The sequence below is a fragment of the Micromonospora coxensis genome, from assembly GCF_900090295.1.
GTDB lineage: Bacteria > Actinomycetota > Actinomycetes > Mycobacteriales > Micromonosporaceae > Micromonospora > Micromonospora coxensis.
Genome location: NZ_LT607753.1, coordinates 6,166,085 through 6,189,177, shown reverse-complemented (window position 1 = coordinate 6,189,177; position 23,093 = coordinate 6,166,085). Strand labels below are relative to the sequence as shown.

The following is a 23,093-nucleotide window of genomic DNA, read 5'->3' as shown; positions in this document are numbered from 1 at the left end:
CGGTGGCGGCTCCGTGCCGTACCCGCGACCCGGTCCGCCGGTCAGGCCAGGTAGGCCGGCGGCACCGCGTCGGTGAGCCACACCCCGTTGGCGCTGCGGTAGAAGACGTGCCCGTCGCGGGTCATCGCCGCCGCGTCCACGGTCAGCACCACCACCGCGCCACCCCGGCGGGCGCCGACCCGCCGGGCCGTCGCCACGTCCGGCGACAGGTGTACGTGGTGCCGCCCGCCCCGGTGCAGGCCGGTGGCCCGGATCGAGTCGAGCGCCGCCGCGCCGGTGCCGTGGTAGAGCCGCGCGGGCGGGGGCGACGGTTCCAGGCCCAGGTCGACGGGGATGGAGTGGCCCTGACTGGCCCGGATCCGCTCGACCCCGTCGGCGTCCCGCCGCACCGCGAAGCGCTGCTTGTCGTTGCCGGCGACCACCGCGTCGAGGTCGGCCCGCTCGAGGCGCAGCGCCGTGAGCAGGTCGTCGACGGCGACCCAGCCGGCCCGGTCGGGGACGAGCCCGAACCTGTCGGGCTGGTGCCGCAGCGCCAGTGACATCCGCTTGCTCACCCGCACCAGCGCCCGTTGATCCATTCCCGCATTGTCGGGCACCCCGTGGCCCGGTGCGAGCGGATTGTCGTCCCGCCCCGGCGGACGGCACCGGGGCGGGAGGCGTGGGCGACCACACACCTGGCCGAGGTGGAGGCCGGGCGCGCCCGTGACGACGGCGCTCGCCGACCGGACCGAGGCGTCGACGGCCGGCCGGGCGGCTCACGGCCCGGCGGGTGGCGTCACGACCGGGTGAACCGCTGCGCGTCCGCGCCCGCCAGCCGCCCCGCCGGTAGGCGGCGCCCGCAGACCACCAGCAGCAGGTCCTGGGCGAGGCCGCGCAACGGCGTCCCGGCGCCGAGCCGCCAGTCCAGGTCGGTCGCCTCGAGCCGGACGCCGGTCAGGTCGACGCCGAAGAACCGGATGCTGCGCGGCGACATGCCGGCCAGCACCGCGGCCACCCGCTCGGGCGGGACCCGCCGGTCCAGTCCCAGCCCGACGGTGACGTCGAGGCCGTGGATCACGTCGTGCGACAGCGCGCCGGCCACGCCACCACCCGGCGGCGTCCACGGGTGTTCGGCGTTGTCGGCCAGCGCCGCGACCAACTGCGCGGGCGACAGCCGGGCGGCGTCCCGGCGGGCGCACCGGTCGGCCATCCGGTTGACGCTGCCGCCCGCGCGCACCAACTCCACGAGCGTCCGCCCGAGCGAGGCCCGGAACGGCATCGTGATGTGGGCGACCACCTCCCGGACCCGCCAGCCGTCGCAGAGGGTCGGCGCGTCCCACTGCTCCGGTCGCAGCGCCGCCAGCAGCGCCGCCTGCTCCCTGCGTTCCGCCGCCACCGCCGCGCGCAGCTCGTCCTCGCCCATCCGGGACCTCCCGTCCGATACACGAGCCCCGTCGTGGGCTCCTCCACGGGGATACGGGGCGGACGCCGGGAACTCATCGGTCGCGGCCCGTAGGGTGGCCGGGTGCGCGAGGCATCGCTGGACGTCGGGCTGGAGTCGCTGCGGACCGAGCTGACCGGGTACTGCTACCGGATGCTCGGCAGCGGCTTCGAGGCCGAGGACGCCGTGCAGGAGACGCTGACCCGGGCCTGGCGCTCCCGGGAGCGCTACGACGACCAGCGCGGTTCGCTGCGCACCTGGGTCTACCGGATCGCCACCAACATCTGCCTGGACATGCTGCGCAGCCCGCAGCGCCGGGCCCGCGCGATCGACCTCGGCGACCCCGCGGCGAGCGGCGCGGACCTCGGCCCGCCGCTGCCCGAGCGACACTGGGTCCAGCCCGTCCCGGACGCCCTGGTGCTGCCCACGCACGCCGGCCCGGAGGAGACGGCGCTGCGCCGGGAGACCGTACGGCTGGCGCTCGTCGCCGCCCTGCAACGGCTGCCCGCCCGGCAGCGGGCCGTGCTGATCCTGCGCGACGTGCTGTGCTGGCGGGCCGAGGAGGTCGCCGACCTGCTCGACGCCAGCGTCGCCGCCGTCAACAGCGCCCTGCAACGGGCCCGGGCCACCCTGCGCGCCGCCGACCTGACGGCCGGGGACGTGCTGCGCCCCACCGACGCGGCCCAACGCGACCTGCTCGCCCGCTACTGCGACGCCTTCGCCCGGCACGACGTGACCGCGCTGGTCGCCCTGCTGCACGAGGACGCCACCATGTCGATGCCGCCGTTCGCCTGGCGGCTGCGGGGGCGCGACCGGATCGCCGAGGCGTGGCGCGACCCGCGCGGCGGCTGCGCCGGCGCACGCCTGACGCCCACCGCCGCGAACGGGACACCGGCGTTCTGGCAGACCCGTCCCGGTCCCGACGGGCGGCACACCCCGTTCGCCCTGGTCCTGCTCGACCTGGCCGGCGACCGGATACGGGGCGTCGTCACCTACCTCGACGCGGACCGGCTGTGGCCGCTGTTCCTGCGGGCGGGCGCCGTCCCGGTCCCGCCGGAGGTCGCGCGCACGTGAACGGCGCCCGGACCGGGCCGGGCGCCGTTCGTCGTCCGTCGTGCGTCAGGGCAGGTCGATCGGGCGCAGCACCCGGTCGACCGCGTGCGCGATCTGCCGGTTGCCCTTGTTGATGTCGTACGCCACCACCCGCGCGTCGCGGTCGCTGGTGTCGGCGTCGACCAGCCGCACCTGGGTGAAGTGCCACCAGCGGCGCACGTCGACCTCGACGGTGGCGCCGAGGGCGGTGGTGAGCGCCGCCCCGTCGGCCTTGACCGCCGCGCGGCGGTCGATCGTGGCGCCCGGCACCACGTGGTAGAGCAGCACGTTCTCGACGGTGTCGATGCCGAGCCCGGCGACGGCGGTGAACGCGGCCGACTCGCCGGGCAGCCGGTGGGCGCCGGTGATGTCCCGGACCAGCTCCCGGAACGCGGCGTCGGTGGGGACGAACGCGGTCAGCGCGACCGTGCCGTCGGTGAGCACCTTGACCGGCGAGTCCGGCTTGGCCTCCAGCACGGCGAGCACGGCGGCGGTGAGCACGTCGAAGTCGCGCGCGTTGTGGTCGAAGCCGCCGGTGTCCCGGGTGAGCACCGCGGCGAGGCTGCGGGTGCCCGGCTGCTTCGTGCCGGCCTGGGCCGGCACGGCCATGGCGGCGGTGGCCAGCGCGGTGGCCAGGGTCCCGGCGGCCAGGCGGGTGGCGAGTCGTGCGATCTTCATCGGCGAACCCTTCGTCGGTGCGACCAGATCCGTGACTGTCGTCACGACCATTGCTTCGCCCCGACCGTCCCCGGTGGATGCACCGATCTCAGCCCAGCTCGGCGACGACCTTCGCGGTGAGTTCGCGCACCACCTCGACCAGCAGGTCCACGTCGGCCTCGGTGGTGCGCCAGTTGACGATCGCCGGGCGCAGCGCGACCCGTCCCCGGTGGACGGTGGTGCCGGCGTACACCCGGCCGTCGGCGAGCAGCGCCGCGCCGAGCCGCCGGTTCAGCTCGTCCAGCGACTCCTCGGGCACCCCGTCCGGGCGGGCCCGGAAGCAGACGATGCAGAGCGGCACCTCGGCCAGCCGTTGCAGCTCGGGGCTGGCGTCGACCCGCCGGGCCAGCCGCTGGGCCAGGTCCAGGTGGCGCTCCACCATGGCCCGGTAGCCGTCGCGCCCGTACGCGGCCAGGGTCGCCCAGATCGGCAGCGACCGGGCCCGGCGGGAGGACTCCGGCCCGAGCAGGGCGTAGTCGGCGCCCTCGCCTGGAGTCGGCAGCGCGCTGCCCCGCCCCGGCAGGTACGCCGCACCCGGCATGCCGAACGCCACCGGCAGCCGGGACGGGTCCCGGAGGAAGGCGAAGCCGCTCTCGTACGGCACGTTGAGCCACTTGTGCCCGTCACCGGCGATCGAGTCGGCCCGCTCGATCCCGGCGACCAGCCCGGCGGTACGCGGCGACAGCGCCGCGAAGAGCCCGAACGCCCCGTCCACGTGCAGCCACGCGCCGTGCCGCTCGGCGAGGTCGGCGAGGTCGGCCAGGGGGTCGAAGTCGCCGGTGTCCACCTCTCCCGCGCTGCCGATGAGGACCGCCGGGGACGCCAGCTCGGCCAACCGGCGGTCCAGCGCGGCCAGGTCGACCCGGCCCGCCGCGTCGCGGGCGTGCACCTCGACGGCGTTGCGGCCGTGCCCGAGCAGTTGCAGCGCCTTGCGGTCGCTGGCGTGTACGTACCCGCCGGAGAGGACCGGCATCCGGGGCAGCCCGGTCAGCCCGTCGGCGGCGACGTCGACGCCGTGCCGCTCGCCCCACCAGTGGGTGGCGGCGGCGAGGCCGGTGACGTTGGCGAAGGTGGCGCTGGCCACCAGCGCCCCGCCGAAGGTCGCCGGCAGCCCGAACAGCTCCCGCAGCCAGGTCAGCGCCACCGTCTCGGTCTCGGTGGCCAACCGGGACGAGGCGCGGAAGGCGGCGTTCTGGTCGAGCAGCGCGGCGGTCCAGTCACCCGCCAGGGCCGGCGGCGTCGCCCCGCCGATGATGAAGTGGAAGAAGCGCGGGCCGGCCGAGTGGGTGGCCGCCGCCGTGCCGACCCGCAGCAGCCGCTCCAGCGCGGCCGCCGCGCCCTCGCCCCGGCCGGGCAGCGGCGCGCCGCCGGCCGGCTGCCACAGCTCGCCGAGCAGGGCGACGCTGTCCGGGTCGTGCACCGGACGGCCGGGCAGCGACGACAGGTACGGCCCGGCGGCCTCGTACACCCGGCGCAGCGCCTCGTCGCCACCGTCGTCACGCAGCGGATCGGTCATCGCGGGCTCCTCGTGGAACGGTGGTGGCACGGTCCGCCGGGTGGGGCGCCGGCGCGATCGACGGCCGACCGCCGGCCGCACCGGGCGGTGGCACCGGCCGTCTCCACCCTGGCACCGCCCGGCCGGCCGCCGCGCGAGCCAATTCCGCCCCGGTGGCCCGCCCCGACGACCGGCGACGCCGGCACGGTGCGCGGCCCGACCTGCCCCGACGGCCGGGCCGGTAAGGGGCGGACGTGAGGGCCGTCATAACGGCTGGACGCCCACCCCGATCAGGTTGCTAGCCTTCACGGCAGGTCATGAGCGCCAGCGCGAAGCCCCGGCTCGCTGGCCGGCAACCCTCCTCCACGGTGGGGTGCTCCGGGTGAGGACCAGGCACCGGCGCAGCGCCGGTGCAAGCGTGGCCTGGTTCCCAGGTCAGCACCGACCCAGGAGAACCATGTCTGCACACCTTCCCGCCCCGCCCGTCGGCGGCGCCGCGCCCGCGGCCCCGCCGGACGCGCCGGCGACCGGCGTCGCGCTGGTCAAGCGGCGGCACGTCGACCTGATGCGGGTCTGCAGCGACGGCTGTCGCCGCCCGTCCGCGTAGTCGACCAGCCCTCGTCCTCGTAGCAACGGACGGTGCGCCCCGTGGGGCGCGCCGTCCCCCGGCGTGCGTCCCACGCCGACCGATCGATTCCCGGAGACACCTGTGCGATTCCTTCGTTCCCTGTCCAGGGTGGCCGCGCTCGGCGCCGCCACCGTGCTCGCCGCCGCCACGCTGACCGCCTGCGGCGGCGACGACGCCGCCCAGTCGGCCGAGAACCCGTACGGCCTGCTCCAGCCGGGCGTGCTGCGCGCCGGCACGCTCACCGACGCGCCGCCGAACGTGTACCTGAAGGACGGCAAATTCACCGGCTTCGACAACGACCTGCTCGTCGCCGCCGCCGCCAAGGTCGGCCTGAAGGTCGAGTTCGTCGGCACCGACTTCTCGGCGCTGCTGTCGCAGGTCAACAACCGCAAGTTCGACATCGGCAGCTCCTCCATCACCATCACCGAGGCGCGGAAGAAGACCGTCGACTTCGGCAACGGCTACGACTTCGGCTACTTCGGCCTCGACGTGCCCGCCGGCTCCCCGATCACCGGCTTCGACCAGCTCGCCGGCAAGCGGGTCGTCGTCGTGCAGGGCACCGTCCAGGACGACTACGCCACCACCAAGGGCCTCAACCCGGTCCGGGTGCCCGACTACAACGGGGCGATCAACCAGCTCAAGGCCGGCACCGCCGACGCCTGGATCGCCCCGGCCGAGATCGGCGAGAAGTCGGCCGCGGACAGCAACGGCAAGATCACCGTGGCGGCGAAGGAGCTCAGCCCCGCCCCCACCGCGTACGCCTTCGCCAAGGGCAACGACGCGCTGCGCGAGGCGCTGGACAAGGGCCTGGACGAGGTCATCGCCGACGGCACCTGGACCCGGCTCCAGCAGCAGTACTACCCGGGCCGGCCGATCCCGGCCGAGTTCACGCCGGGCAGCGGAACGGTCGCCGTCCCGTCGGCGTCGGCCACCTCCTGACGGTACGAGCACACGAGCGAGCGGGGCGGTAGGAGAGCACTGATGGATCCGTGGGGCACCCTGTGGGAGACCTTCTTCGACATCGACTCGATGCGCGAGGCGCTGCCCGAGATGGTGACCGTCGGGCTGCCCAACACGCTGATCCTGGCGGTCTCCGCCGCCCTGCTCGGCTCCGTGCTGGGCATGCTGCTGGCCATCGCCGGCATCTCCCGTACCCGGTGGTTGCGCTGGCCGGCGCGGGTCTACACCGACGTGTTCCGCGGCCTGCCCGCCGCGGCGACCATCCTGCTCATCGGCGTCGGCCTGGCGCCGCTGGGCATGCAGGTCTGGGGCCCCAACCCGTACCCGCTGGGCATCCTGGCGCTGTCGCTGATCGCCGCCGCCTACATCGGGGAGATCTTCCGCTCCGGCATCCAGAGCGTGGAGGCGGCGCAGTTGGAGGGGGCCCGGGCGCTCGGCTTCTCCTGGGGTGAGGCCATGCGCCTGGTGATCGTCCCGCAGGGCGTACGCCGGGTGCTGCCGGCCTGGGTGAACCAGCTGATCGCCCTGATCAAGGACTCCAGCCTGGTCTACTTCCTCGGCCTGCTGGCCAGCCAGCGCGAGCTGTTCCGGATCGGGCAGGACTACGCGGCGAACACCGGCAACCAGTCCGCGCTGCTGCTGGCCGGCCTGTTCTACCTGGCGCTGACCGTGCCGCTGACCCACGCGGTCAACTGGATCGACCGGCGGCTGCGCCAGGGCCGCGCGGCGACCGGGCAGCCGGACGACGACGGCGGGCTGGCCCTGGCCGGCGAGACCGCCCTGCCGCAGCCGCACCGAGAGGACCCCCGATGACCACCACCACCGCCACCTCGGTCAGCCTCGCCGTCCGCGACGTGCACCTCGCCTTCGGGGCCAACCGGGTGCTGCGCGGCGCCGACCTGGACGTCGCCTCCGGCGGCACCGCCTGCGTGATCGGCCCCTCCGGCTCCGGCAAGTCCACCCTGCTGCGTACCGTCAACCGGCTCATCGAGCCGGACTCCGGCGACGTGCTGCTCGACGGACGCAGCGTGCTGCGCGACGACCCGGACGCGCTGCGCCAGCGGATCGGGATGGTGTTCCAGCAGTTCAACCTCTTCCCGCACATGACCGTGCTGCGCAACATCACCCTGGCGCTGCGCAAGCTGAAGAAGCTCTCCGAGGACGAGGCCGTCGAACTCGCCCGGGCCCAACTGGACCTCGTGGGGCTGGCCGCCAAGGCCGACTCCCGGCCGGCGCAGCTGTCCGGCGGCCAGCAGCAGCGGGTGGCCATCGCCCGCGCGCTGGCCCTGCGACCGGAGATCATGCTCTTCGACGAGGCCACCTCGGCGCTCGACCCGGAGCTGGTCAAGGGCGTGCTCGGCGTGATGGCCGACCTGTCCGCCGGCGGCATGACCATGGTGGTGGTCACCCACGAGATGGGCTTCGCCCGCTCCGTCGCCGACACCGTCGCCTTCATGGACCACGGCGTGGTGCTGGAGGCCGGCGAGCCGGCCGCGATCTTCGAGGCCCCGGAGCACCCCCGGCTGCGCCGGTTCCTGTCCCAGGTGCTGTGACGGGCCCGGACGGCGCCGGTCCGCACCGATAATGCCGGTATGCCACTGGACCACTACGGCGTGCTCGTCGGGACGCTCACCGCGCACCACCGCGACCCTCCGGACGAGCAGGGCCGCTGGTTCCACGTCAACCTGACGGTCGCCGCGCCCGCCGGGCACTACCACTGCGCCGTGGACGTGGACAGCAAGCAGTCCGCCACCGGCGTGCAGTGGCGGCTGGTGACCCTGCCCGCGGACCGCCTGCCGACGCTCGGCGCGCTGACGACCGGGTGCCACCCGCTGGCGACGACGTCGTCCTCGGGGGCGCTCGACTACCCCCGGCATCCCGCGTTCCGGCTCACCGACGGCTGCCTGACCGCCCTGCTCCCCCCGGCGGTGCGCCGGTGGCTGGCCGCCCGGGCGTGGTCGTCGGGATCCCACCTGGAGGCCGCCACGGCGCTGGAGTCGATCCTGGCGCCCGGCGCCCGTACCGCGATCTTCGGCGAGCCGTTCGAGCGCGGACTGGGCATGCACAACATCCACCAGAACCAGGGTGACCCGGCCGGCTCGCAGTGGTGGGCGGAGAACGGCACCTGGCAGGACGGGGCCACCGTGGTGTTCCGGCCGGACGGCCGCTACGACGTGTTCCTGTCGAAGTTCACCTCGCAGTCGTACGAGACCGACGACGCGGGGCATCCACGGTAGGGCAGGGGCCGCCCTCCGCGCTGCCGTGCCGGCCGGCACCCGGTGCCACAACCGCACCGGCCGGCGCGAACGGCCGATGCCGCCCCCGTGGGACGGGGACGGCATCGGCGGACGGAACGGACGCGACCGGGTCAGGTCATGTCGTCGTAGCGGCGGTCGATCGGCGCGGGCGCGGCGACCGGCTCCGGCGCGCCGATCGGCCCGGAGTGGCTCAGCTCCGGCGTGGCGGTCACCGGCTCGTCGTCGAGCTGCAACGGCGAGACCTCGTCGTCGGCGATGCCGGCGTAGACCTCCTTGCCCCGCCCACGACGCTTGTCGTTGAGGAAGGCGACGCCGACCGCGGCGAAGTAGAGCGCGGAGAGGCAGATCGCCAGGGCGGTCATGCCGAACGGGTCCGGGGTCGGGGTGACCACCGCCGCGAAGGCGAAGAACACGAAGACCGCCACCCGCCACCAGCTCAGCAGCTTCCGTCCGCTGGCCAGGCCGACGAAGTTGAGCATCAGCACCACCAGCGGGAACTCGAACGCCACCCCGAACAACATGATCAGGTTGGTGACGAACGAGATGTACCGGGTGATGTCCAGCGTGGTGGTGATGTCACCGCCGCCGGAGATGTTGAGCAGGAACTCCAGCCCCTTTGCGGTGACGAAGTACGCCAGCACCGCGCCGGCGGCGAAGAGCGGGGCGGCCAGCGCGGTGAAGAAGTACGCGTACCGCCGCTCGTGCCGGTGCAGGCCCGGGGCGATGAACGCCCAGAGCTGGTAGAGCCAGACCGGCGCGGCGATGATCAGGCCGACCCAGAGACCGACCTTCAGCTGGAGCAGGAACAGGTCCGCCGGGCCGAGCTGGACGAAGTTGCAGGACCCGTTGACCAGCCGCGCCTTCGGCAGGTCGCAGTACGGCTGCTGCAACAGGTGCAGCACCGGGCCGGAGAGCCAGATGCCGAAGCCGAAGCCGACCAGGATCGCCAGCGAGGCGCGGAACAGGCGGTTACGCAGCTCACGGATGTGCTCCATGAGCGTCATCGACCCGTCGGCGGCCCGGTCGAAGTTGCTCGGGCCGCGCTTGCGGAGCGCGAAGGCCACGGTGTTCGGGCCCTTCGGTCAGTTGTCGCGGACGCGCTGCACCGGGTCGACCGGCGGGGCGACCGGCTGCTGCGGGGCCTGCTGCGGGGCGTACTGCTGCTGCGGCTGGGCGTACTGCTGCTGCACGTACTGCTGCTGCGGAGCCTGCGGCGGCAGCGGCTGGTAGCCGGCCTGGGCGTCGGCCTTCTCGGCCAGGTCCTTGTCGTCGTCGTGCAGGCTCTTGGTCTCCGCCTTGATGATCCGCAGCGAACGGCCCAGCGAGCGGGCCGCGTCGGGGAGCCGCTTCGCGCCGAAGAGCAGGATCAGCACGACCACGAGTACGGCGATGTGCCACGGCTTGAGGGCACCCATGGGAAGCTCCAGTCGCTCTGAGTCGAAGGGTGTGTCGCCGCCCATCGTACGTGCGTCTCGGGCCGCTGCCACCCGCCGGGCCACTGGTGACGCGGCCGGCCGGTGAAGTCTTGACCACCGCCGAGTGTCCCGTCAACCACCTACCGGCGCTCACTGCTGCGCGAAACGGAGGCCGATCGCGCAGATCTCGCGCGATTCACCGACCGCTGTCGATCACCGACCGCGCTTGGCCTTGATCAGCTCGATCCGGTCCTGGGCGAGTTCGGCGCGCTGCTGCAACGCCTCCGCCCGCGCCTGGAGCTCCTCGGCGGCCTCGCGCAGCGCCTCCGCGTCGGCCTGGCGGCGTTGCAGGGCCACCGCCGCCCGTTGCAGCCGGGGCAGCCGCGCCACGACCGGCCGCACCGCCAGGGCCAGCACGACGAGCGCGAACAGCACCACCGCGAGCACGATCCACTTCACCACGGCGGTCAGCCTACTGGGTGACGGCTCCCACCGCCGGGTCGGCCGACGGCGCCGCGCCGGCCGGGGTGGCGTACGCCGCCAGCGCGGCGGCGGCCTGGGCGCGGACCTGCTCGGCCAGCTCGACCGGGGCGACCACGGTGACGTCGGGCCCGAGCCCCAGCACGAACCGGCGGGCCCAGCCCAGGTCGGTCACCCGCAGCGACACCAGCCAGTGGTCGCCGTCGACCTCCACCCGCTCGCACGGGTAGTACTCGGTGATCCACCGGTCGCCCCGACCGATCCGCAGGGTGATCAGGGGCAGGTCCGGCGAGGGGCGGAACACCCCGTCGCTGAGGTCGTGCCGGCGGGCCTGCGGCGGCACCACGGCCGCCTCGTCGAGTTCGGTGACCGCGTCGATGCGGTCGGCGCGGAACAGCCGTACCCCCTCCGCCCGCCGGCACCACGCCTCCACGTACGCCCGGCCGCCGACCACGAGCATCCGCAGCGGGTCGATGGTCCGCTCGGTGGTCTCGTCCCGGGCCGCGGTGTAGTAGGTGATCCGCAGCGCCCGGCCGCGCTCCACGGCGGCGCTCAGCTCGCGCACCCGCTCGGTGTCGCCCGGCAGCCGCACCGCCACCGGCGCGCCCACCAGGTCACCGGCCGCGCTCTCGATCTTCGCCAGGGCCCGTTCGACGGCCTCCCGGTTGGCCACCCCGGGGGTCTCCGCGAGCATCCGCAGGGCCACCACCAAGGCGAGCGCCTCGTCCGGGGTGAGCCGCAACGGCCGGTCGATGCCCGCGTCGTAGGTGATGGTCACCCGGTCACCGTCGAAGGCCATGTCGATCAGGTCACCGGGGCCGTACCCGGGCAGCCCGCAGACCCAGAGCAGTTCCAGGTCCTCGCGCAACTGCCGCTCGGTGACACCCAGGTCCCCGGCGGCCTCGGCGATCTCGATGCCGGGGCGGGCCAGCAGGTACGGCACCAGGTTGAGCAGCCGGGCGAGCCGGTCGGCGGAGGCGCGTGAGCCGCCCCTGGCGGCCGGGCGGGTCACCGGGCACCCCCGGCCACGGCCAGGTCCTCGTGCCGGGCGGCGATCTCCTTGAGCCGTTGGATCACCGCGTCGCGCACCTCCGGCGGATCCAGCACCCGCACGTCCGGGCCGTACCCGACGAGCTGACCGGCGAGGTAGTCCGGGTCGGCGTACGGCAGGGTCAGCCGGTCCCCGGCCGGATCCGGCACGGTGTGCACCGCCCAGCGGCGCAGGCCGGCGGCCCGGCCCGGGGCGGCCAGCACGGTAGCCCGGCCGGTCCGTTCCACCGGCCCGGACCAGCGGGCCACGTGGCTGATCAGGTCCACCCCGGGCGGGGGGTCGAAACTCGCCGGCTCGCCGGTCGCCCGCACCGCGCCGACCACCCGGGACAGCCGGAAGCAGCGGGTGGCGTCGCGGTCCAGGTCGTGGCCGACCACGTACCACCGGCCACGCCAGCAGACCACGCCCCACGGCTGCAGCCGGCGGCGGGTGGGGGCGTCCCGGTCGGGCACCCGGTAGTCGAAGGTGACCTGCCGCCGGTCACGGGCGGCGGCGGTCAGCGGCGCGAACGCCGGGTCGACCGTCACCATCGGCTCCAGGCCGAGGGTGGCCTGCGGGTCGACGTCCACCCCCGCGGCGCGCAGCTTGGCCAGCCCGGAGGAGGCGGCGGCGGCCAGCCCGGCGTGCTGCCAGAGCCGCGCCGCGATGCCGACGGCGGCGGCCTCGTCCGGTTCGAGCGGGATGTCGGGCAGCGCGTACTCGCGGTGGGCGATCCGGTACCCCGGCTCGGCGTCGAAGACGCTCGCCGTCCCGGTCTCCAGCGGGACGCCCAGTTCCCGCAGCTCGGCCTTGTCCCGCTCGAACTTGCGCTGGAAGGCCTCGTGCTCCTTGGGGTCGTCCGGATCGTGCTCGTAGCCGGGCACGGTCGCGGCGATCTGCGCGGCGGTCAGGAACCGTCGTGTGGACAGCAGACAGATCACCAGGTTGACCAGGCGTTCGGTGCGGTTCCGCGACACGGGTGAACGCTAGCAGCCCGCGCGGACGCGCCGTGCACCCGCGCGGGCGCGTCGTGCCGCCCGACACCACCCGCCGCGCCGCAGCGTGTCGACCGGCTCGACCCACGGTGAGACCCGGGGCGCGGACCGAGGTCGGCACGGCGGTGGCCCCGGGCGTGGACGGCGACCGCCGCGCCGATAGCGTGCCGGGCATGGTGCGATGGCGGTCCGGGACGGTGGCGGCGGTACGGCGACGGTGGGCCGGCGCGGCGGAACTGGACGTCGACCTGCCCGACGGGTCCGTCATGCGGGCCCTGGCCTACCCCGCGCTGGTCGGCGACCCGCAGCCCGGCGACCGGGTGCTGCTCAACGCGGGCGCGCTGCTGATGGGGCTCGGCACCGGCGGCTACGCCCTGGTCGTGGCGCTGCCCGACCGGCTTCCGCCGGACCCGCCGCAGGCCGGCGACAGCCGCGACGCCGGGCACCTGGTCAAGGCCCGCTACACCCCGTTGCAGGCGATCATGCTCGGGGTGGACGAGGAGGCGTCCCCGCACCACGAGTTGCTGGCCGGCGCGGAGAGTCTGGACGGCCTGCCGGTGGTCACCGCCGACCTGCACTCGGCGCTGCCGGCGATCGTGGCCGGCGTGCACGCCGACGCGCCCCGGGCCCGGGTGGCGTACGTGCTCACCGACGGCGGGGCGCTGCCGGCCTGGTTCTCCCGCACCCTCGACGGGCTGCGCGACCGGCTCGTCGGCACGGTCAGCGTCGGCCAGGCGTTCGGCGGCGACCTGGAGGCCACCACCGTGCACAGCGGCCTGCTCGCCGCCCGGCACGTGCTGCGCGCCGACGTCGCGATCGTCGCCCAGGGCCCCGGCAACCTGGGCACCGGCACCCGCTGGGGCTTCTCCGGAGTCGGCGTGGGCGAGGCGGTCAACGCGGTCGCCGCGCTGGGCGGGCGGCCGGTCGGCTCGCTGCGGATCTCCGACGCCGACCCGCGCCCCCGGCACCGGGGCGTGTCGCACCACAGCCTCACCGCGTACGGCCGGGTGGCCCTCGCCCCGGCGGAGCTGGTCGTCCCCGCCGGCCTGGACGCGGCCCTGGCCGCCGACGTGGACGCCGCGCTGGCGCCCCTCGCGGCGCGGCACACCCTCGTGACGGTGCCCACCGACGGGCTGGACGCGGCGCTGCGCGCCCTGCCGGTGACGCTGTCGACCATGGGCCGGGGCCTGGACGCCGACCACGCCTACTTCCTCGCCGCCGCGGCGGCCGGACGTCACGCGGCGCGGCTCGTGCCCTGAGCCCCGGCCCTGGTCGGTCGGCTCAGAACGCGCCGTAGCCGTGGGCGACGATGTGCCGGGCCGAGTTCTCGTACGCCTGCCCGTCCTGCGGGGCGAAGGTGCCCAGGCCGTCGACGTACCGGTTGTACATGCAGAACGCGGCGGCGATCAGCACCGTGTCGTGGATCTCCAGGTCGGTGGCGCCCTCGCGGCGGGCATCGTCGACCAGTTCACCGGTGACGGACCGCCCGCCGCGCTGCACGGCGGCGGCGACCCGCAGCAGGGCGCGCAGCTTCGCCCCGATCGGGGCGGTCTCCGGGTCGGCGCGGACCCGGTCGACCAGGTCGGCGCCCTCGGGCAGCTGCGCGGCGGCGATCGCCGAGTGCGACGAGCAGCAGAAGTGGCACTCGTTGAGTCCGGAGACGTAGGCGGCGATCAGCTCCCGCTCGCCGGGGCTCAGCGTGGGGTGCGGCGCGCGCAGCAGCGCCTCCGCCAGGGCGTTGAGGGGTTTGGCGGTCTCCGGGCGGTAGATCATGGGCCCGGTGATGCCGGGGTGCCGCTTCTCGTCGAGGCCGAGGTCGATGTGGGCGATGACGTCACCATCCCTGGACAGGGCCGCTGCGGGCGGCCACCGACTCGTGGATGGTCACGCTGGCACGCGCCGGGCGCGCGGCCCAACTCCGTACGTGCGCTGTTTCGACGACGGCGGGAGCGGGACTCAGCCGAGCAGGAAGATCAACGCCAGCCAGCCGCCGACGATGGCGATCAACGCGACCGCGAGCACCCAGGTCGGCACGGTGTACTCGCCCCGGCGGTTGCGCTCGACTTCGGCGCGGATCTTCTCGCGGCGCCGCTCGATCCAGTTCAGCTTCTCGGTGCCGCCGCGCTCGCGGTCGGCCGGGTCGGAGGTCATCATCGCGACGCCAGCGTACCGGTGCGGCGGCGGCCGGTGCGCCGCGCACCGGCCGCCGGGGCGTCTCACATGCTGGCGATCAGCCGCTCGACCCGCTCGTCGTAGGCCCGGAACGGGTCCTTGCAGAGCACGGTGCGCTGCGCCTGGTCGTTGAGCTTCAGGTGCACCCAGTCGACGGTGAAGTCGCGCCGCTTCTCCTGGGCGTGCCGGATGAACTCGCCACGCAGCCGGGCCCGGGTGGTCTGCGGCGGGGTCTCCTTCGCCTCGAAGATCTCCGGGTCGGTGGCCACCCGGTCGACCTGGCCACGCCGCTCCAGCAGGCCGTACAGGCCACGGCCGCGCCGCAGGTCGTGGTAGGCCAGGTCCATCTGGGCGACCCGGGGGTGCGACAGCGGCAGGTCGTGCTTGCGCTGGTAGCGCTCGATCAGCCGCAGCTTGCTCACCCAGTCGATCTCCCGGGCCACCGGGTCCAGGTCGCCGGTCTCGACCGCGCGCAGCACCCGGCCCCACAGCTCCACCACCCGCTTGGCGGTCTGGTCGCCGCCGCGGCGCTCGACGAACTCGGTCGCCTTCGCCAGGTACTCCTGCTGGATCTCCAGCGCGCTGACCTCCTTGCCGGAGGCGAGCCGGACCTTGCGCCGCCCGGTGATGTCGTGCGACACCTCGCGGATCGCCCGGATCGGGTTCTCCAGCGTCAGGTCCCGCATCACCACCCCGGCCTCGATCATCCGCAGCACGATGTCGGCGCTGCCGACCTTGAGCAGCGTGGTGACCTCGTTCATGTTGGAGTCGCCGACGATGACGTGCAGCCGCCGGTACCGCTCGGCGTCGGCGTGCGGCTCGTCCCGGGTGTTGATGATCGGACGGCTGCGGGTGGTCGCCGAGGAGACGCCCTCCCAGATGTGCTCGGCCCGCTGGGACAGGCAGTAGACCGCCCCGCGCGGGGTCTGCAGCACCTTGCCCGCGCCGCAGATCAACTGCCGGGTGACCAGGAACGGGATGAGCACGTCGGCGAGCCGGCCGAACTCCCCGTGCCGGGAGACCAGGTAGTTCTCGTGGCAGCCGTACGAGTTGCCGGCCGAGTCGGTGTTGTTCTTGAACAGGTAGATCTCCCCGGCGATGCCCTCGTCGTGCAGCCGCTTCTCAGCGTCGATGAGCAGACCCTCCAGGATCCGCTCACCGGCACGGTCGTGGGCGACCAGGTCGGTGACCGAGTCGCACTCCGGGGTGGCGTACTCGGGGTGCGAGCCCACGTCCAGGTAGAGCCGGGCCCCGTTGCGCAGGAACACGTTGCTCGACCGGCCCCACGACACGACGCGGCGGAAGAGGTACCGGGCGACCTCGTCAGGGGACAGCCGACGCTGCCCACGGTAGGTACAGGTGACGCCGTACTCGGTCTCGAGGCCGAAGATTCGCCGCTCCATGATGTGACATTAGCCGCCCGGAGGCCCCGAACGTCACTGTCACAGCACAGCTCGTGCGCTCCGGTCGATCAAATCCCGTCCGAGTACGACAAACCGTCGGTGCCCAGACTCGCCACGTACGTCCGGCAGGTCTGGTAGTCCGGCAGCAGGCCGGCCTCGCGCGCCTGCGCCAGCGTCGGGGCGTCGGCGTCCTTGGCCGACAGCCGCGGCGACCCGACCGGCCACTCGATGCCCAGCTCCGCGTCGAGCGGGTGCACCCCGTGCTCGCCGGTCGGGTTGTAGGTGGTCGAGCAGAGGTAGCTCAGCGTCGCGTCGTCGGTCAGCGCGCAGAAGCCGTGCCCCAGCCCCTCGCTGAGGTACACCGCCCGCCGGTCGACGTCGTCGAGGCGGACGCTGTCCCAGCGGCCGAACGTCGGCGAGCCGACCCGCAGGTCCACCACCACGTCGAGCACCGCGCCCCGGACGCAGGTGATGTACTTCGCCTGCCCGGGCGGCACGTCGGCGAAGTGGATGCCGCGCACCACACCCCGGGCCGAGACCGACAGGTTGCCCTGCGCCAGGCGCAGCGGGTGCCCCACCGTCTCGGCGAGGCGGTCGAAGCGGTACCACTCCATGAACAACCCGCGCGGGTCGCCGTGCTGCTGCGGGGTGATCTCCCAGGCGCCCTCGATGCCCAGCTCACGCATCTTCACGTCGCCACCTCCGTTCCCGACCGGGGGGCCCGCCGAGCCGGCGTGTCGCCCGCGCTCATCGTCCCGCCACCTCGTCCTTCTCCGCCAGCAGGCCGAGCAGGTAGTCGCCGTAGCCGCTCTTGGTCAGCGGCTCGGCCAGCTCGCGCAGCCGGTCGTCGTCGATCAGACCGGCCCGCCAGCAGACCTCCTCGACACACCCGATCTTCATACCCTGGCGTTCCTCGATCACCCGGACGAACTCACCGGCCTGCATCATCGAGGTGAAGGTGCCGGTGTCCAGCCAGGCGGTGCCCCGGTCCAGCACGGTCACCGACAGCTCGCCGGCCAGCCGGTACGCCTCGTTGACGGCGGTGATCTCCAGCTCGCCCCGGGCGCTGGGCCTGAGGTCGCGGGCGATCCCGACCACCCGGTTGTCGTAGAAGTACAGCCCCGGCACGGCGTAGCGGGACTTCGGCTTCTCCGGCTTCTCCTCGATCGACAGCACCCGGCCGTCGGCGTCGAAGTCGACCACGCCGTACGCCTCCGGGTTGGCCACCGGGTACGCGAACACCCGGCCGCCCACCGGGTCGCCGCCGGCGGCCAACTGCCGGCCCAGGCCGGCGCCGTGGAAGATGTTGTCGCCCAGGACCAGCGCCACCGACTCGTCGCCGATGAAGTCCGCGCCCAGCACGAACGCCTGCGCGATGCCCTCCGGGCGGGCCTGCGTGACGTACTCCAGCCGCAGGCCCCACTGGCTGCCGTCACCGAGCAGCCGCTGGAACTGGGCCTGGTCCTCCGGCGTGGTGATCACCAGGATCTCGCGCACCCCGGACATCACCAGCGTCGACAGCGGGTAGTAGACCATCGGCTTGTCGAAGATCGGCATCAGCTGCTTGGAGACCGCCCGGGTGATCGGCCAGAGCCGGGACCCGGTGCCACCAGCGAGAAGGATTCCACGCACCCGGGGAGACTACCTGCACCGGTGTGAACCGGACACCGGGGTCGCCGTCCCCCGGCCTTCCTGCGGATTCGCGTACACTTCCGGACCCGTGAGGATTCTCGTCACCGGCGGAGCCGGATTCATCGGGTCGGAGTACGTACGGATGCTGCTGGGCGTGCCCGGCGGCGACGCGTCCGGGGTGCCCGCCGTCGAACCGGCCGCGGTGACCGTGCTGGACAAGTTGACCTACTCCGGCAACCTGGACAACCTCGCCCCGGTGCGCGACGATGCGCGGCTGCGCTTCGTGCAGGGCGACATCTGCGACCCGAAGCTGGTCGACGAGGTCGTCGCCGGTCACGACGTGATCGTGCACTTCGCCGCCGAATCGCACGTCGACCGCTCGATCGAGGGTGCCGCGCCGTTCGTCACCACCAACGTGCTGGGCACCCAGACGCTGCTCGACGCCGCCCTGCGCCACGGCGCCGGCCGCTTCGTGCACGTCTCCACCGACGAGGTGTACGGCTCGATCGACGAGGGGTCCTGGACGGAGACCTGGCCGCTGGCGCCGAACTCCCCGTACTCGGCCTCCAAGGCCGGCTCGGACCTGCTCGCCCTGGCGTACCACCGCACCCACGGGATCGACGTGGTGGTGACCCGTTGCTCCAACAACTACGGGCCGTACCAGTTCCCGGAGAAGGTCATCCCGCTGTTCGTGACCAACCTGCTCGACGGCGGCACCGTCCCGCTCTACGGCGACGGCGGCAACGTCCGCGACTGGCTGCACGTGCACGACCACTGCCGGGGCATCGCCATGGTCGCGCACAAGGGCCGCGCCGGTGAGGTCTACAACATCGGCGGCGGCACCGAGCTGACCAACAAGGAGCTCACCGGCCGGCTGCTGGAGGCCTGCGGCGCGGACTGGGACCGGGTCGTCCCGGTCGCCGACCGCAAGGGCCACGACCGCCGCTACTCGCTGGACATCAGCAAGATCAACGCCGAGCTGGGGTACGCCCCGAGCATCGACCTCGACCGGGGCCTCGCCGAGACGGTGCAGTGGTACCGCGACAACCGGGCCTGGTGGGAGCCGCTGAAGGCGGCCAAGGCCGCATGACGCGCGTCCTCGTCACCGGCGCGGGCGGCATGCTCGGGCAGGACCTGCTGGCCGTGCTGGCCAGCCGGCCCGACCTCACGGTGAGCGCCGCCACCCGCGCCGAACTGGACATCACCGACGCCGGGGCCGTCCGCGCCGCCGTCGCCGGGCACGACGTGGTGTTCAACACCGCCGCCTGGACCGACGTCGACGGCGCGGAGCAGGCCGAGGCCGCCGCCACGGCGGTCAACGGCGACGGCGTGGCGCACCTCGCCCGGGCCTGCGCCGACACCGGGGCCCGCCTGGTGCACGTCTCCACCGACTACGTCTTCCCCGGCAACGCCGACGCCCCGTACGCCGAGGACGCACCGACCGACCCGATCAACGCGTACGGGCGCAGCAAGCTGGCCGGGGAGCGGGCCGTCGTCCGATTTCTCCCCGAAACCGGCTACGTGGTACGCACCGCGTGGCTCTACGGCGCGCACGGGCCGAACTTCGTGGCCACCATGCTGCGCCTGGCCGGGCAGCGCGAGCACCTCGACGTGGTCGACGACCAGCAGGGCCAGCCCACCTGGTCGTACGCCCTGGCCACCCAGCTGGTGGCGCTCGCCGACGCGGCGCTGGCCGGGCGGGCCCCCGCCGGGATCTACCACGGCACCTGTTCCGGCCGCACCACCTGGTACGGCCTGGCCCGGGCCGCGTTCGCCCTCGCCGGGCTCGACCCGGAGCGGATCCGACCCACCACCAGCGACCGGTATCCGCGTCCCGCCCCCCGACCGGCGTACAGTGTGCTAGGGCACGACCGCTGGGCGGTGGCAGGTCTGCCGCCACTGCCGGACTGGCACGACACGCTGTCCGACGCGTTCGACTCCCCCACTCCACCCGCCCCGTGGAAGGTCGCATGAAGCTCACCCTGGTCACCGGCCTGACCGGCCTGATCCTGCTCGTCACCATCGTCGAGCTGCTGCGTCGCCGGCAACTGCGCGAGAAGTACGGCATGCTCTGGCTCGCCGTGCTGTTGATCGTCATCCCGCTGTCGCTGTTCCCCCGGCTGCTGGACAACGTGGCCGGCACGCTCGGCGTCGCCTCCGGCGTCAGCCTCGTGCTCTTCCTCGGCATCGTCTTCCTGCTGCTGGTCTGCGTGCACCTGAGCTGGGAGGTCAGCGCCCTGGAGGAGGAGACCCGCACCCTGGCCGAGGACTTCGCCCTGCTCCGCGCCGAGGTGGAGGCGGAGCGGGCGGCCCGGACCGCATCCGCCCGAGACGAACTGGTGTCCCACGATGGTTAACGGCAAGCGCGTACTGATCATCATCCCCGCGCTCAACGAGTCCGGCTCGATCGCCGACGTCGTGGGCGAGGTCCGCGGCGAGCTGCCCGGCGTCGACGTGCTGGTCGTCGACGACGGCTCCACCGACCGCACCGCCGCCGTGGCCGCCGCCGCCGGCGCGCGGGTGGCGAAGCTGCCGTACAACCTCGGCGTCGGCGGGGCCATGCGGCTCGGCTACCGGTACGCCCGGGACAACGGCTACGACGTCGCCATCCAGATCGACGCCGACGGCCAGCACGACCCGCGCTACGTGCCGAAGCTGGTCGACCTGCTCGACGAGGTCGACCTGGTCATCGGCGCCCGGTTCGCCGGCGAGGGCGACTACAGCGTCCGTGGCCCGCGCCGCTGGGCGATGGTCATGCTGTCGCTGGTGCTGTCCAGGGTCGCCAGGACCAAGCTCACCGACACCACTTCCGGCTTCCGGGCCGCCAACCGGCGGGTCATCGAGATGTTCGCCGGCTGGTACCCGGCCGAGTACCTCGGCGACACCGTCGAGACGCTGGTGCACACCGCCCGGCGCGGCTACACGATCCGCCAGGTTCCGGTCGCCATGCGCAAGCGGATGGCCGGCACCCCCAGCCACTCCCCCGCCAAGGCCATGATCTACCTGGGCCGCGCCTTCGCCGTCCTGACGCTCGCGCTCATCCGCCGGTGATGCGGCGCCTGCTCAACCTCGTCCCGCCCGGCACCCTCGCGGTGGGTGCCGGGCTGGCGTTGCTCGGGCTGGCCTCCTACGTCCACCTCGCCGTGGCCGGACACAGCCTCACCGAGGCCGACTACTCCTCCCTGTCGGTGCTCTGGTCGATCGTCTTCACCCTCGGCATCGGCGTGTTCCTCCCCGTCGAGCAGGAGATCGCCCGGGTCGTCGCCACCCGCCGCAGCCAGGGGCTGCCGCCGGGGCCGGTGCTGACCCGCGGCGGCATCCTCGCCGTCGGCGTGCTCGCGCTCATGGTGGTGGTCCTGCTCGCCGGGCACGACCTGCTCGCCGACCGGCTCTTCGCCGGCGACGGCGCGATGGTGTGGGTGCTCATCGGGTCGCTGGCCGCCATGGCCGTGGCCTACACCACCCGGGGCATCCTCTCCGGCCTGCAACTCTTCCCCTGGTACGGCGGCCAGCTCGGCGTCGACGGCGGCCTGCGCATCGCCATGGTCGCCCTGCTCGGGCTCACCGGCGTCACCTCGCCGCTGTGGTACGGGCTGGTCCTGGTGATCGCCCCGCTGGTCGGGGTGCTGCTCACCCTGCCGCCGGTGCTGCGCGCCGTCGGTGGCGGCGTGCCGGTGGCCTGGGGCGCGCTGCTGCGCGGCCTCGGCCTGCTCACCGTCTCCAGCCTGCTCTCCCAGGTCGTGGTCAACGTCGGCGTGATCAACGTCCGGCTGCTCGACCCGTCCGACGTCGCCACCGCCGGGGCGCTGCTCTCCGCGCTGGTGCTGGTCCGCATCCCACTGTTCGTCTTCGCCTCCCTGCAGGCGTCCCTGCTGCCCGGCCTGGCCACCTCGGCCAGCACCGGCGACCTCGGCGGCTTCCACAACCTGCTGCGCCGGGCGCTCGGCATCGTCACCGCCCTGGGCGTGCTCGGCGCGGTCGGCGCGGTCGCCCTCGGCCCGTGGCTGGTCGGCGTCCTCTTCGACGCCTCCGACGTGCTCGGCCACGGCGACTTCGCCTGGCTGGCCGTGGCCACCCTGGCCTACCTGTGGGCGATGGTGCTCGGCCAGGGGCTGCTGGCCCTCGACCGGCACCGGGCGCAGGCCGTCGCCTGGACGATCGGCGTGGCCGCCCTGCTCGTCGTGACGCTCACCCCGATGTCGGTCGCGCTGCGCGTCGAACTCGCCTACGCCGTCGGTTCCGTCGTGGTGGCCGCCACCATGGCGCTGCTGCTGCGCCGTGGCAACCGTCCCCACCCCGTCCCGGCCCGGCCCCTCGACGAGGCCGTGGCGACCGGAGTTTCCGGAGGCATCCGATGACCCGCCCGCAGGTCTCCGCGGTGATGTTGGCCTACGGCGCCGAGCCGTACCTGGTCGACGCCGCCCGCGCCGTACTGGACAGCACCGACGTCGAGATCGAGCTGATCGTGGTCGACAACGGCTGCACCGGCGACGGCATCGACATCGTCAAGGGCTTCCCCGGCGTACGGGTGATCCGCCCCGAGGAGAACACCGGCTACTCCGGTGGTTGCCGGGTCGGCGCCGCCGAGGCGACCGGCGAGTGGCTCGCGTTCGTCAACTCCGACGCGGTCGTCGCCCCCGACGCGCTGGCCAAGGTCGTCGCGGTGGCCGGCGAGCCGGGCGTCGGCGCGGCGATGGCCTCGATCCGGCTCGCCGACGACCCCGAGCTGATCAACACCTCCGGCAACCCGCTGCACTTCACCGGCCTGTCCTGGGCCGGCGGCAACGGCGAGCCGGCCAGCGCTCACGCCGTCCGCACCACGGTGCCGTCGCTGAGCGGCTGCTGCTTCGTCATCAACCGGGCGCTCTGGCGGGAGCTGGACGGCTTCGCCGCCGAGTACTTCGCCTACCACGAGGACACCGAGCTGAGCCTGCGGCTCTGGCAGCGCAACCTGCGGCTGGAGTACGTCCCGGACGCCGTCGTGCGGCACCACTACGAGTTCTCCCGCAACGCGCTCAAGCTCTACCTGGTCGAACGCAACCGGCTGGTCACCCTGCTCACCGCGTACGAGACCCGTACCCTGGTCGTGCTCGCGCCCGTCCTGCTGCTCACCGAGGTCGCCATGCTCGCCGCCTCGCTCGCCGGCGGCTGGTCGAAGCAGAAGTTCAAGGGCTGGGGCTGGCTCTGGACCAACCGGGCCTGGCTGCGCGCCCGCCGCCGGCAACTGCAGGCCGAGCGGACCGTGCCAGACGGGATCATCGCCGAGCTGATGACCGCGAAGGTGGCCCCGTCCAACGTCGACTCGCCGCCCGGCATGGGCGTCTTCAACGCCGTCGCCGCCGGCTACTGGGCCCTGGCCCGCCCGCTGCTGCGCAAGCGCTGACCGTACCCGCGCG

General features: G+C 73.8%; 27 protein-coding genes and 1 riboswitch. Of the genes, 13 read left to right on the top strand and 14 right to left on the bottom strand.

Annotated elements, in window-relative coordinates; all coding sequences use genetic code 11:
* Nucleotides 1-41: 41 nt before the first annotated feature.
* Together GA0070614_RS28250 and GA0070614_RS28245 are read right to left on the bottom strand one after the other, a co-directional pair.
* Nucleotides 42-578 (bottom strand): RNA 2'-phosphotransferase, encoded by a 537-nt coding sequence (locus GA0070614_RS28250; RefSeq protein ID WP_088978799.1) that lies wholly within the window; start codon nucleotides 576-578, stop codon nucleotides 42-44.
* 197 nt (nucleotides 579-775) lie between these two features.
* Complete coding sequence (locus GA0070614_RS28245; RefSeq protein WP_088978798.1) at nucleotides 776-1,402, bottom strand: maleylpyruvate isomerase family mycothiol-dependent enzyme; 627 nt, start codon at nucleotides 1,400-1,402, stop codon at nucleotides 776-778.
* Between the two features lie 102 nt (nucleotides 1,403-1,504).
* On the opposite strand from GA0070614_RS28245, the gene GA0070614_RS28240 reads away from it, so the two are divergent.
* Nucleotides 1,505-2,494, top strand: coding sequence for a sigma-70 family RNA polymerase sigma factor (locus tag GA0070614_RS28240; protein ID WP_088978797.1), 990 nt, complete (start codon nucleotides 1,505-1,507; stop codon nucleotides 2,492-2,494).
* Nucleotides 2,495-2,539: 45 nt separating this feature from the next.
* Here the strand turns inward: GA0070614_RS28240 and GA0070614_RS28235 are convergent, their stop codons facing one another.
* Nucleotides 2,540-3,190 carry a fasciclin domain-containing protein gene (locus GA0070614_RS28235; RefSeq protein ID WP_231933419.1) on the bottom strand — a complete coding sequence of 217 codons (651 nt, stop codon included), beginning with the start codon at nucleotides 3,188-3,190 and terminating at the stop codon, nucleotides 2,540-2,542.
* Between the two features lie 88 nt (nucleotides 3,191-3,278).
* Nucleotides 3,279-4,745, bottom strand: coding sequence for a pyridoxal phosphate-dependent decarboxylase family protein (locus tag GA0070614_RS28230; protein WP_088978795.1), 1,467 nt, complete (start codon nucleotides 4,743-4,745; stop codon nucleotides 3,279-3,281).
* Nucleotides 4,746-5,037: 292 nt separating this feature from the next.
* Nucleotides 5,038-5,149: riboswitch (SAM riboswitch) on the top strand.
* 32 nt (nucleotides 5,150-5,181) lie between these two features.
* On the opposite strand from GA0070614_RS28230, the gene GA0070614_RS30390 reads away from it, so the two are divergent.
* The 5 genes from GA0070614_RS30390 (at nucleotide 5,182) to GA0070614_RS28205 (ending at nucleotide 8,549) form a co-directional block, all read left to right on the top strand.
* Nucleotides 5,182-5,331, top strand: a complete 150-nt coding sequence (locus GA0070614_RS30390) for a hypothetical protein (RefSeq protein WP_157745109.1) — start codon at nucleotides 5,182-5,184, stop codon at nucleotides 5,329-5,331.
* Between the two features lie 129 nt (nucleotides 5,332-5,460).
* Complete coding sequence (locus tag GA0070614_RS28220) at nucleotides 5,461-6,291, top strand: ABC transporter substrate-binding protein (protein WP_231933418.1); 831 nt, start codon at nucleotides 5,461-5,463, stop codon at nucleotides 6,289-6,291.
* 42 nt (nucleotides 6,292-6,333) lie between these two features.
* Complete coding sequence (locus GA0070614_RS28215; RefSeq protein WP_088978792.1) at nucleotides 6,334-7,125, top strand: amino acid ABC transporter permease; 792 nt, start codon at nucleotides 6,334-6,336, stop codon at nucleotides 7,123-7,125.
* Nucleotides 7,122-7,865, top strand: a complete 744-nt coding sequence (locus GA0070614_RS28210; RefSeq protein ID WP_088978791.1) for an amino acid ABC transporter ATP-binding protein — start codon at nucleotides 7,122-7,124, stop codon at nucleotides 7,863-7,865. The genes GA0070614_RS28215 and GA0070614_RS28210 overlap by 4 nt, the downstream gene beginning before the upstream one ends.
* A 39-nt stretch (nucleotides 7,866-7,904) precedes the next feature.
* Nucleotides 7,905-8,549 (top strand): DUF2278 family protein, encoded by a 645-nt coding sequence (locus GA0070614_RS28205; protein WP_088978790.1) that lies wholly within the window; start codon nucleotides 7,905-7,907, stop codon nucleotides 8,547-8,549.
* A gap of 131 nt (nucleotides 8,550-8,680) precedes the next feature.
* On the opposite strand, the gene tatC is transcribed toward GA0070614_RS28205, so the two are convergent.
* The 5 genes from tatC to GA0070614_RS28180 form a co-directional block, all read right to left on the bottom strand.
* Nucleotides 8,681-9,634 carry a twin-arginine translocase subunit TatC gene (gene tatC, locus GA0070614_RS28200; protein WP_088978789.1) on the bottom strand — a complete coding sequence of 318 codons (954 nt, stop codon included), beginning with the start codon at nucleotides 9,632-9,634 and terminating at the stop codon, nucleotides 8,681-8,683.
* An 18-nt stretch (nucleotides 9,635-9,652) separates the two neighbouring features.
* Nucleotides 9,653-9,985: a Sec-independent protein translocase subunit TatA gene (gene tatA / locus GA0070614_RS28195; protein WP_088978788.1), complete on the bottom strand. Its 333-nt coding sequence runs from the start codon at nucleotides 9,983-9,985 to the stop codon at nucleotides 9,653-9,655.
* A gap of 213 nt (nucleotides 9,986-10,198) precedes the next feature.
* Nucleotides 10,199-10,447 (bottom strand): hypothetical protein, encoded by a 249-nt coding sequence (locus GA0070614_RS28190; protein ID WP_088978787.1) that lies wholly within the window; start codon nucleotides 10,445-10,447, stop codon nucleotides 10,199-10,201.
* A 10-nt stretch (nucleotides 10,448-10,457) separates the two neighbouring features.
* Nucleotides 10,458-11,477: a helix-turn-helix transcriptional regulator gene (locus GA0070614_RS28185; RefSeq protein WP_088978786.1), complete on the bottom strand. Its 1,020-nt coding sequence runs from the start codon at nucleotides 11,475-11,477 to the stop codon at nucleotides 10,458-10,460.
* Nucleotides 11,474-12,472 (bottom strand): helix-turn-helix transcriptional regulator, encoded by a 999-nt coding sequence (locus tag GA0070614_RS28180; protein WP_088978785.1) that lies wholly within the window; start codon nucleotides 12,470-12,472, stop codon nucleotides 11,474-11,476. Before GA0070614_RS28180 ends, GA0070614_RS28185 begins: the two co-directional genes overlap by 4 nt.
* 191 nt (nucleotides 12,473-12,663) lie before the next feature.
* Here GA0070614_RS28180 and GA0070614_RS28175 point away from each other — a divergent pair, with 191 nt between their 5' ends.
* Complete coding sequence (locus tag GA0070614_RS28175) at nucleotides 12,664-13,749, top strand: DUF3866 family protein (protein ID WP_088979721.1); 1,086 nt, start codon at nucleotides 12,664-12,666, stop codon at nucleotides 13,747-13,749.
* Between the two features lie 22 nt (nucleotides 13,750-13,771).
* Here the strand turns inward: GA0070614_RS28175 and GA0070614_RS28170 are convergent, their stop codons facing one another.
* The 5 genes from GA0070614_RS28170 to rfbA form a co-directional block, all read right to left on the bottom strand.
* Entirely contained in the window at nucleotides 13,772-14,320 is a 549-nt protein-coding gene (locus GA0070614_RS28170; protein WP_088978784.1) for a carboxymuconolactone decarboxylase family protein, read from the bottom strand.
* Between the two features lie 126 nt (nucleotides 14,321-14,446).
* Nucleotides 14,447-14,644 carry a hypothetical protein gene (locus GA0070614_RS28165; protein ID WP_088979720.1) on the bottom strand — a complete coding sequence of 66 codons (198 nt, stop codon included), beginning with the start codon at nucleotides 14,642-14,644 and terminating at the stop codon, nucleotides 14,447-14,449.
* 62 nt (nucleotides 14,645-14,706) lie between these two features.
* On the bottom strand, nucleotides 14,707-16,065 hold the full coding sequence (gene pafA / locus GA0070614_RS28160; protein ID WP_088978783.1) for a Pup--protein ligase: 1,359 nt from the start codon (nucleotides 16,063-16,065) through the stop codon (nucleotides 14,707-14,709).
* A gap of 68 nt (nucleotides 16,066-16,133) precedes the next feature.
* Nucleotides 16,134-16,757: a dTDP-4-dehydrorhamnose 3,5-epimerase family protein gene (locus GA0070614_RS28155; protein ID WP_088978782.1), complete on the bottom strand. Its 624-nt coding sequence runs from the start codon at nucleotides 16,755-16,757 to the stop codon at nucleotides 16,134-16,136.
* Between the two features lie 55 nt (nucleotides 16,758-16,812).
* Nucleotides 16,813-17,697 carry a glucose-1-phosphate thymidylyltransferase RfbA gene (gene rfbA / locus GA0070614_RS28150; protein ID WP_088978781.1) on the bottom strand — a complete coding sequence of 295 codons (885 nt, stop codon included), beginning with the start codon at nucleotides 17,695-17,697 and terminating at the stop codon, nucleotides 16,813-16,815.
* A gap of 88 nt (nucleotides 17,698-17,785) precedes the next feature.
* Here rfbA and rfbB point away from each other — a divergent pair, with 88 nt between their 5' ends.
* The 6 genes from rfbB to GA0070614_RS28120 are packed head-to-tail and all read left to right on the top strand — an operon-like array spanning nucleotide 17,786 to nucleotide 23,080.
* The gene (gene rfbB, locus GA0070614_RS28145; RefSeq protein ID WP_088978780.1) at nucleotides 17,786-18,787 is read left to right on the top strand and encodes a dTDP-glucose 4,6-dehydratase; all 1,002 of its coding nucleotides are present in this window, start codon (nucleotides 17,786-17,788) and stop codon (nucleotides 18,785-18,787) included.
* Nucleotides 18,784-19,671 carry a dTDP-4-dehydrorhamnose reductase gene (gene rfbD / locus GA0070614_RS28140; protein ID WP_088978779.1) on the top strand — a complete coding sequence of 296 codons (888 nt, stop codon included), beginning with the start codon at nucleotides 18,784-18,786 and terminating at the stop codon, nucleotides 19,669-19,671. The genes rfbB and rfbD overlap by 4 nt, the downstream gene beginning before the upstream one ends.
* On the top strand, nucleotides 19,668-20,054 hold the full coding sequence (locus GA0070614_RS28135; RefSeq protein WP_088978778.1) for a DUF2304 domain-containing protein: 387 nt from the start codon (nucleotides 19,668-19,670) through the stop codon (nucleotides 20,052-20,054). The genes rfbD and GA0070614_RS28135 overlap by 4 nt, the downstream gene beginning before the upstream one ends.
* Complete coding sequence (locus GA0070614_RS28130) at nucleotides 20,047-20,748, top strand: glycosyltransferase family 2 protein (RefSeq protein WP_088978777.1); 702 nt, start codon at nucleotides 20,047-20,049, stop codon at nucleotides 20,746-20,748. The genes GA0070614_RS28135 and GA0070614_RS28130 overlap by 8 nt, the downstream gene beginning before the upstream one ends.
* Nucleotides 20,748-22,055, top strand: coding sequence for a lipopolysaccharide biosynthesis protein (locus tag GA0070614_RS28125; protein WP_231933416.1), 1,308 nt, complete (start codon nucleotides 20,748-20,750; stop codon nucleotides 22,053-22,055). The genes GA0070614_RS28130 and GA0070614_RS28125 overlap by 1 nt, the downstream gene beginning before the upstream one ends.
* A complete protein-coding gene (locus tag GA0070614_RS28120; protein WP_088978776.1) occupies nucleotides 22,052-23,080 on the top strand; it encodes a glycosyltransferase family 2 protein in 1,029 nt (342 codons plus the stop codon). The genes GA0070614_RS28125 and GA0070614_RS28120 overlap by 4 nt, the downstream gene beginning before the upstream one ends.
* The last annotated feature ends 13 nt before the right edge of the window (nucleotides 23,081-23,093 follow it).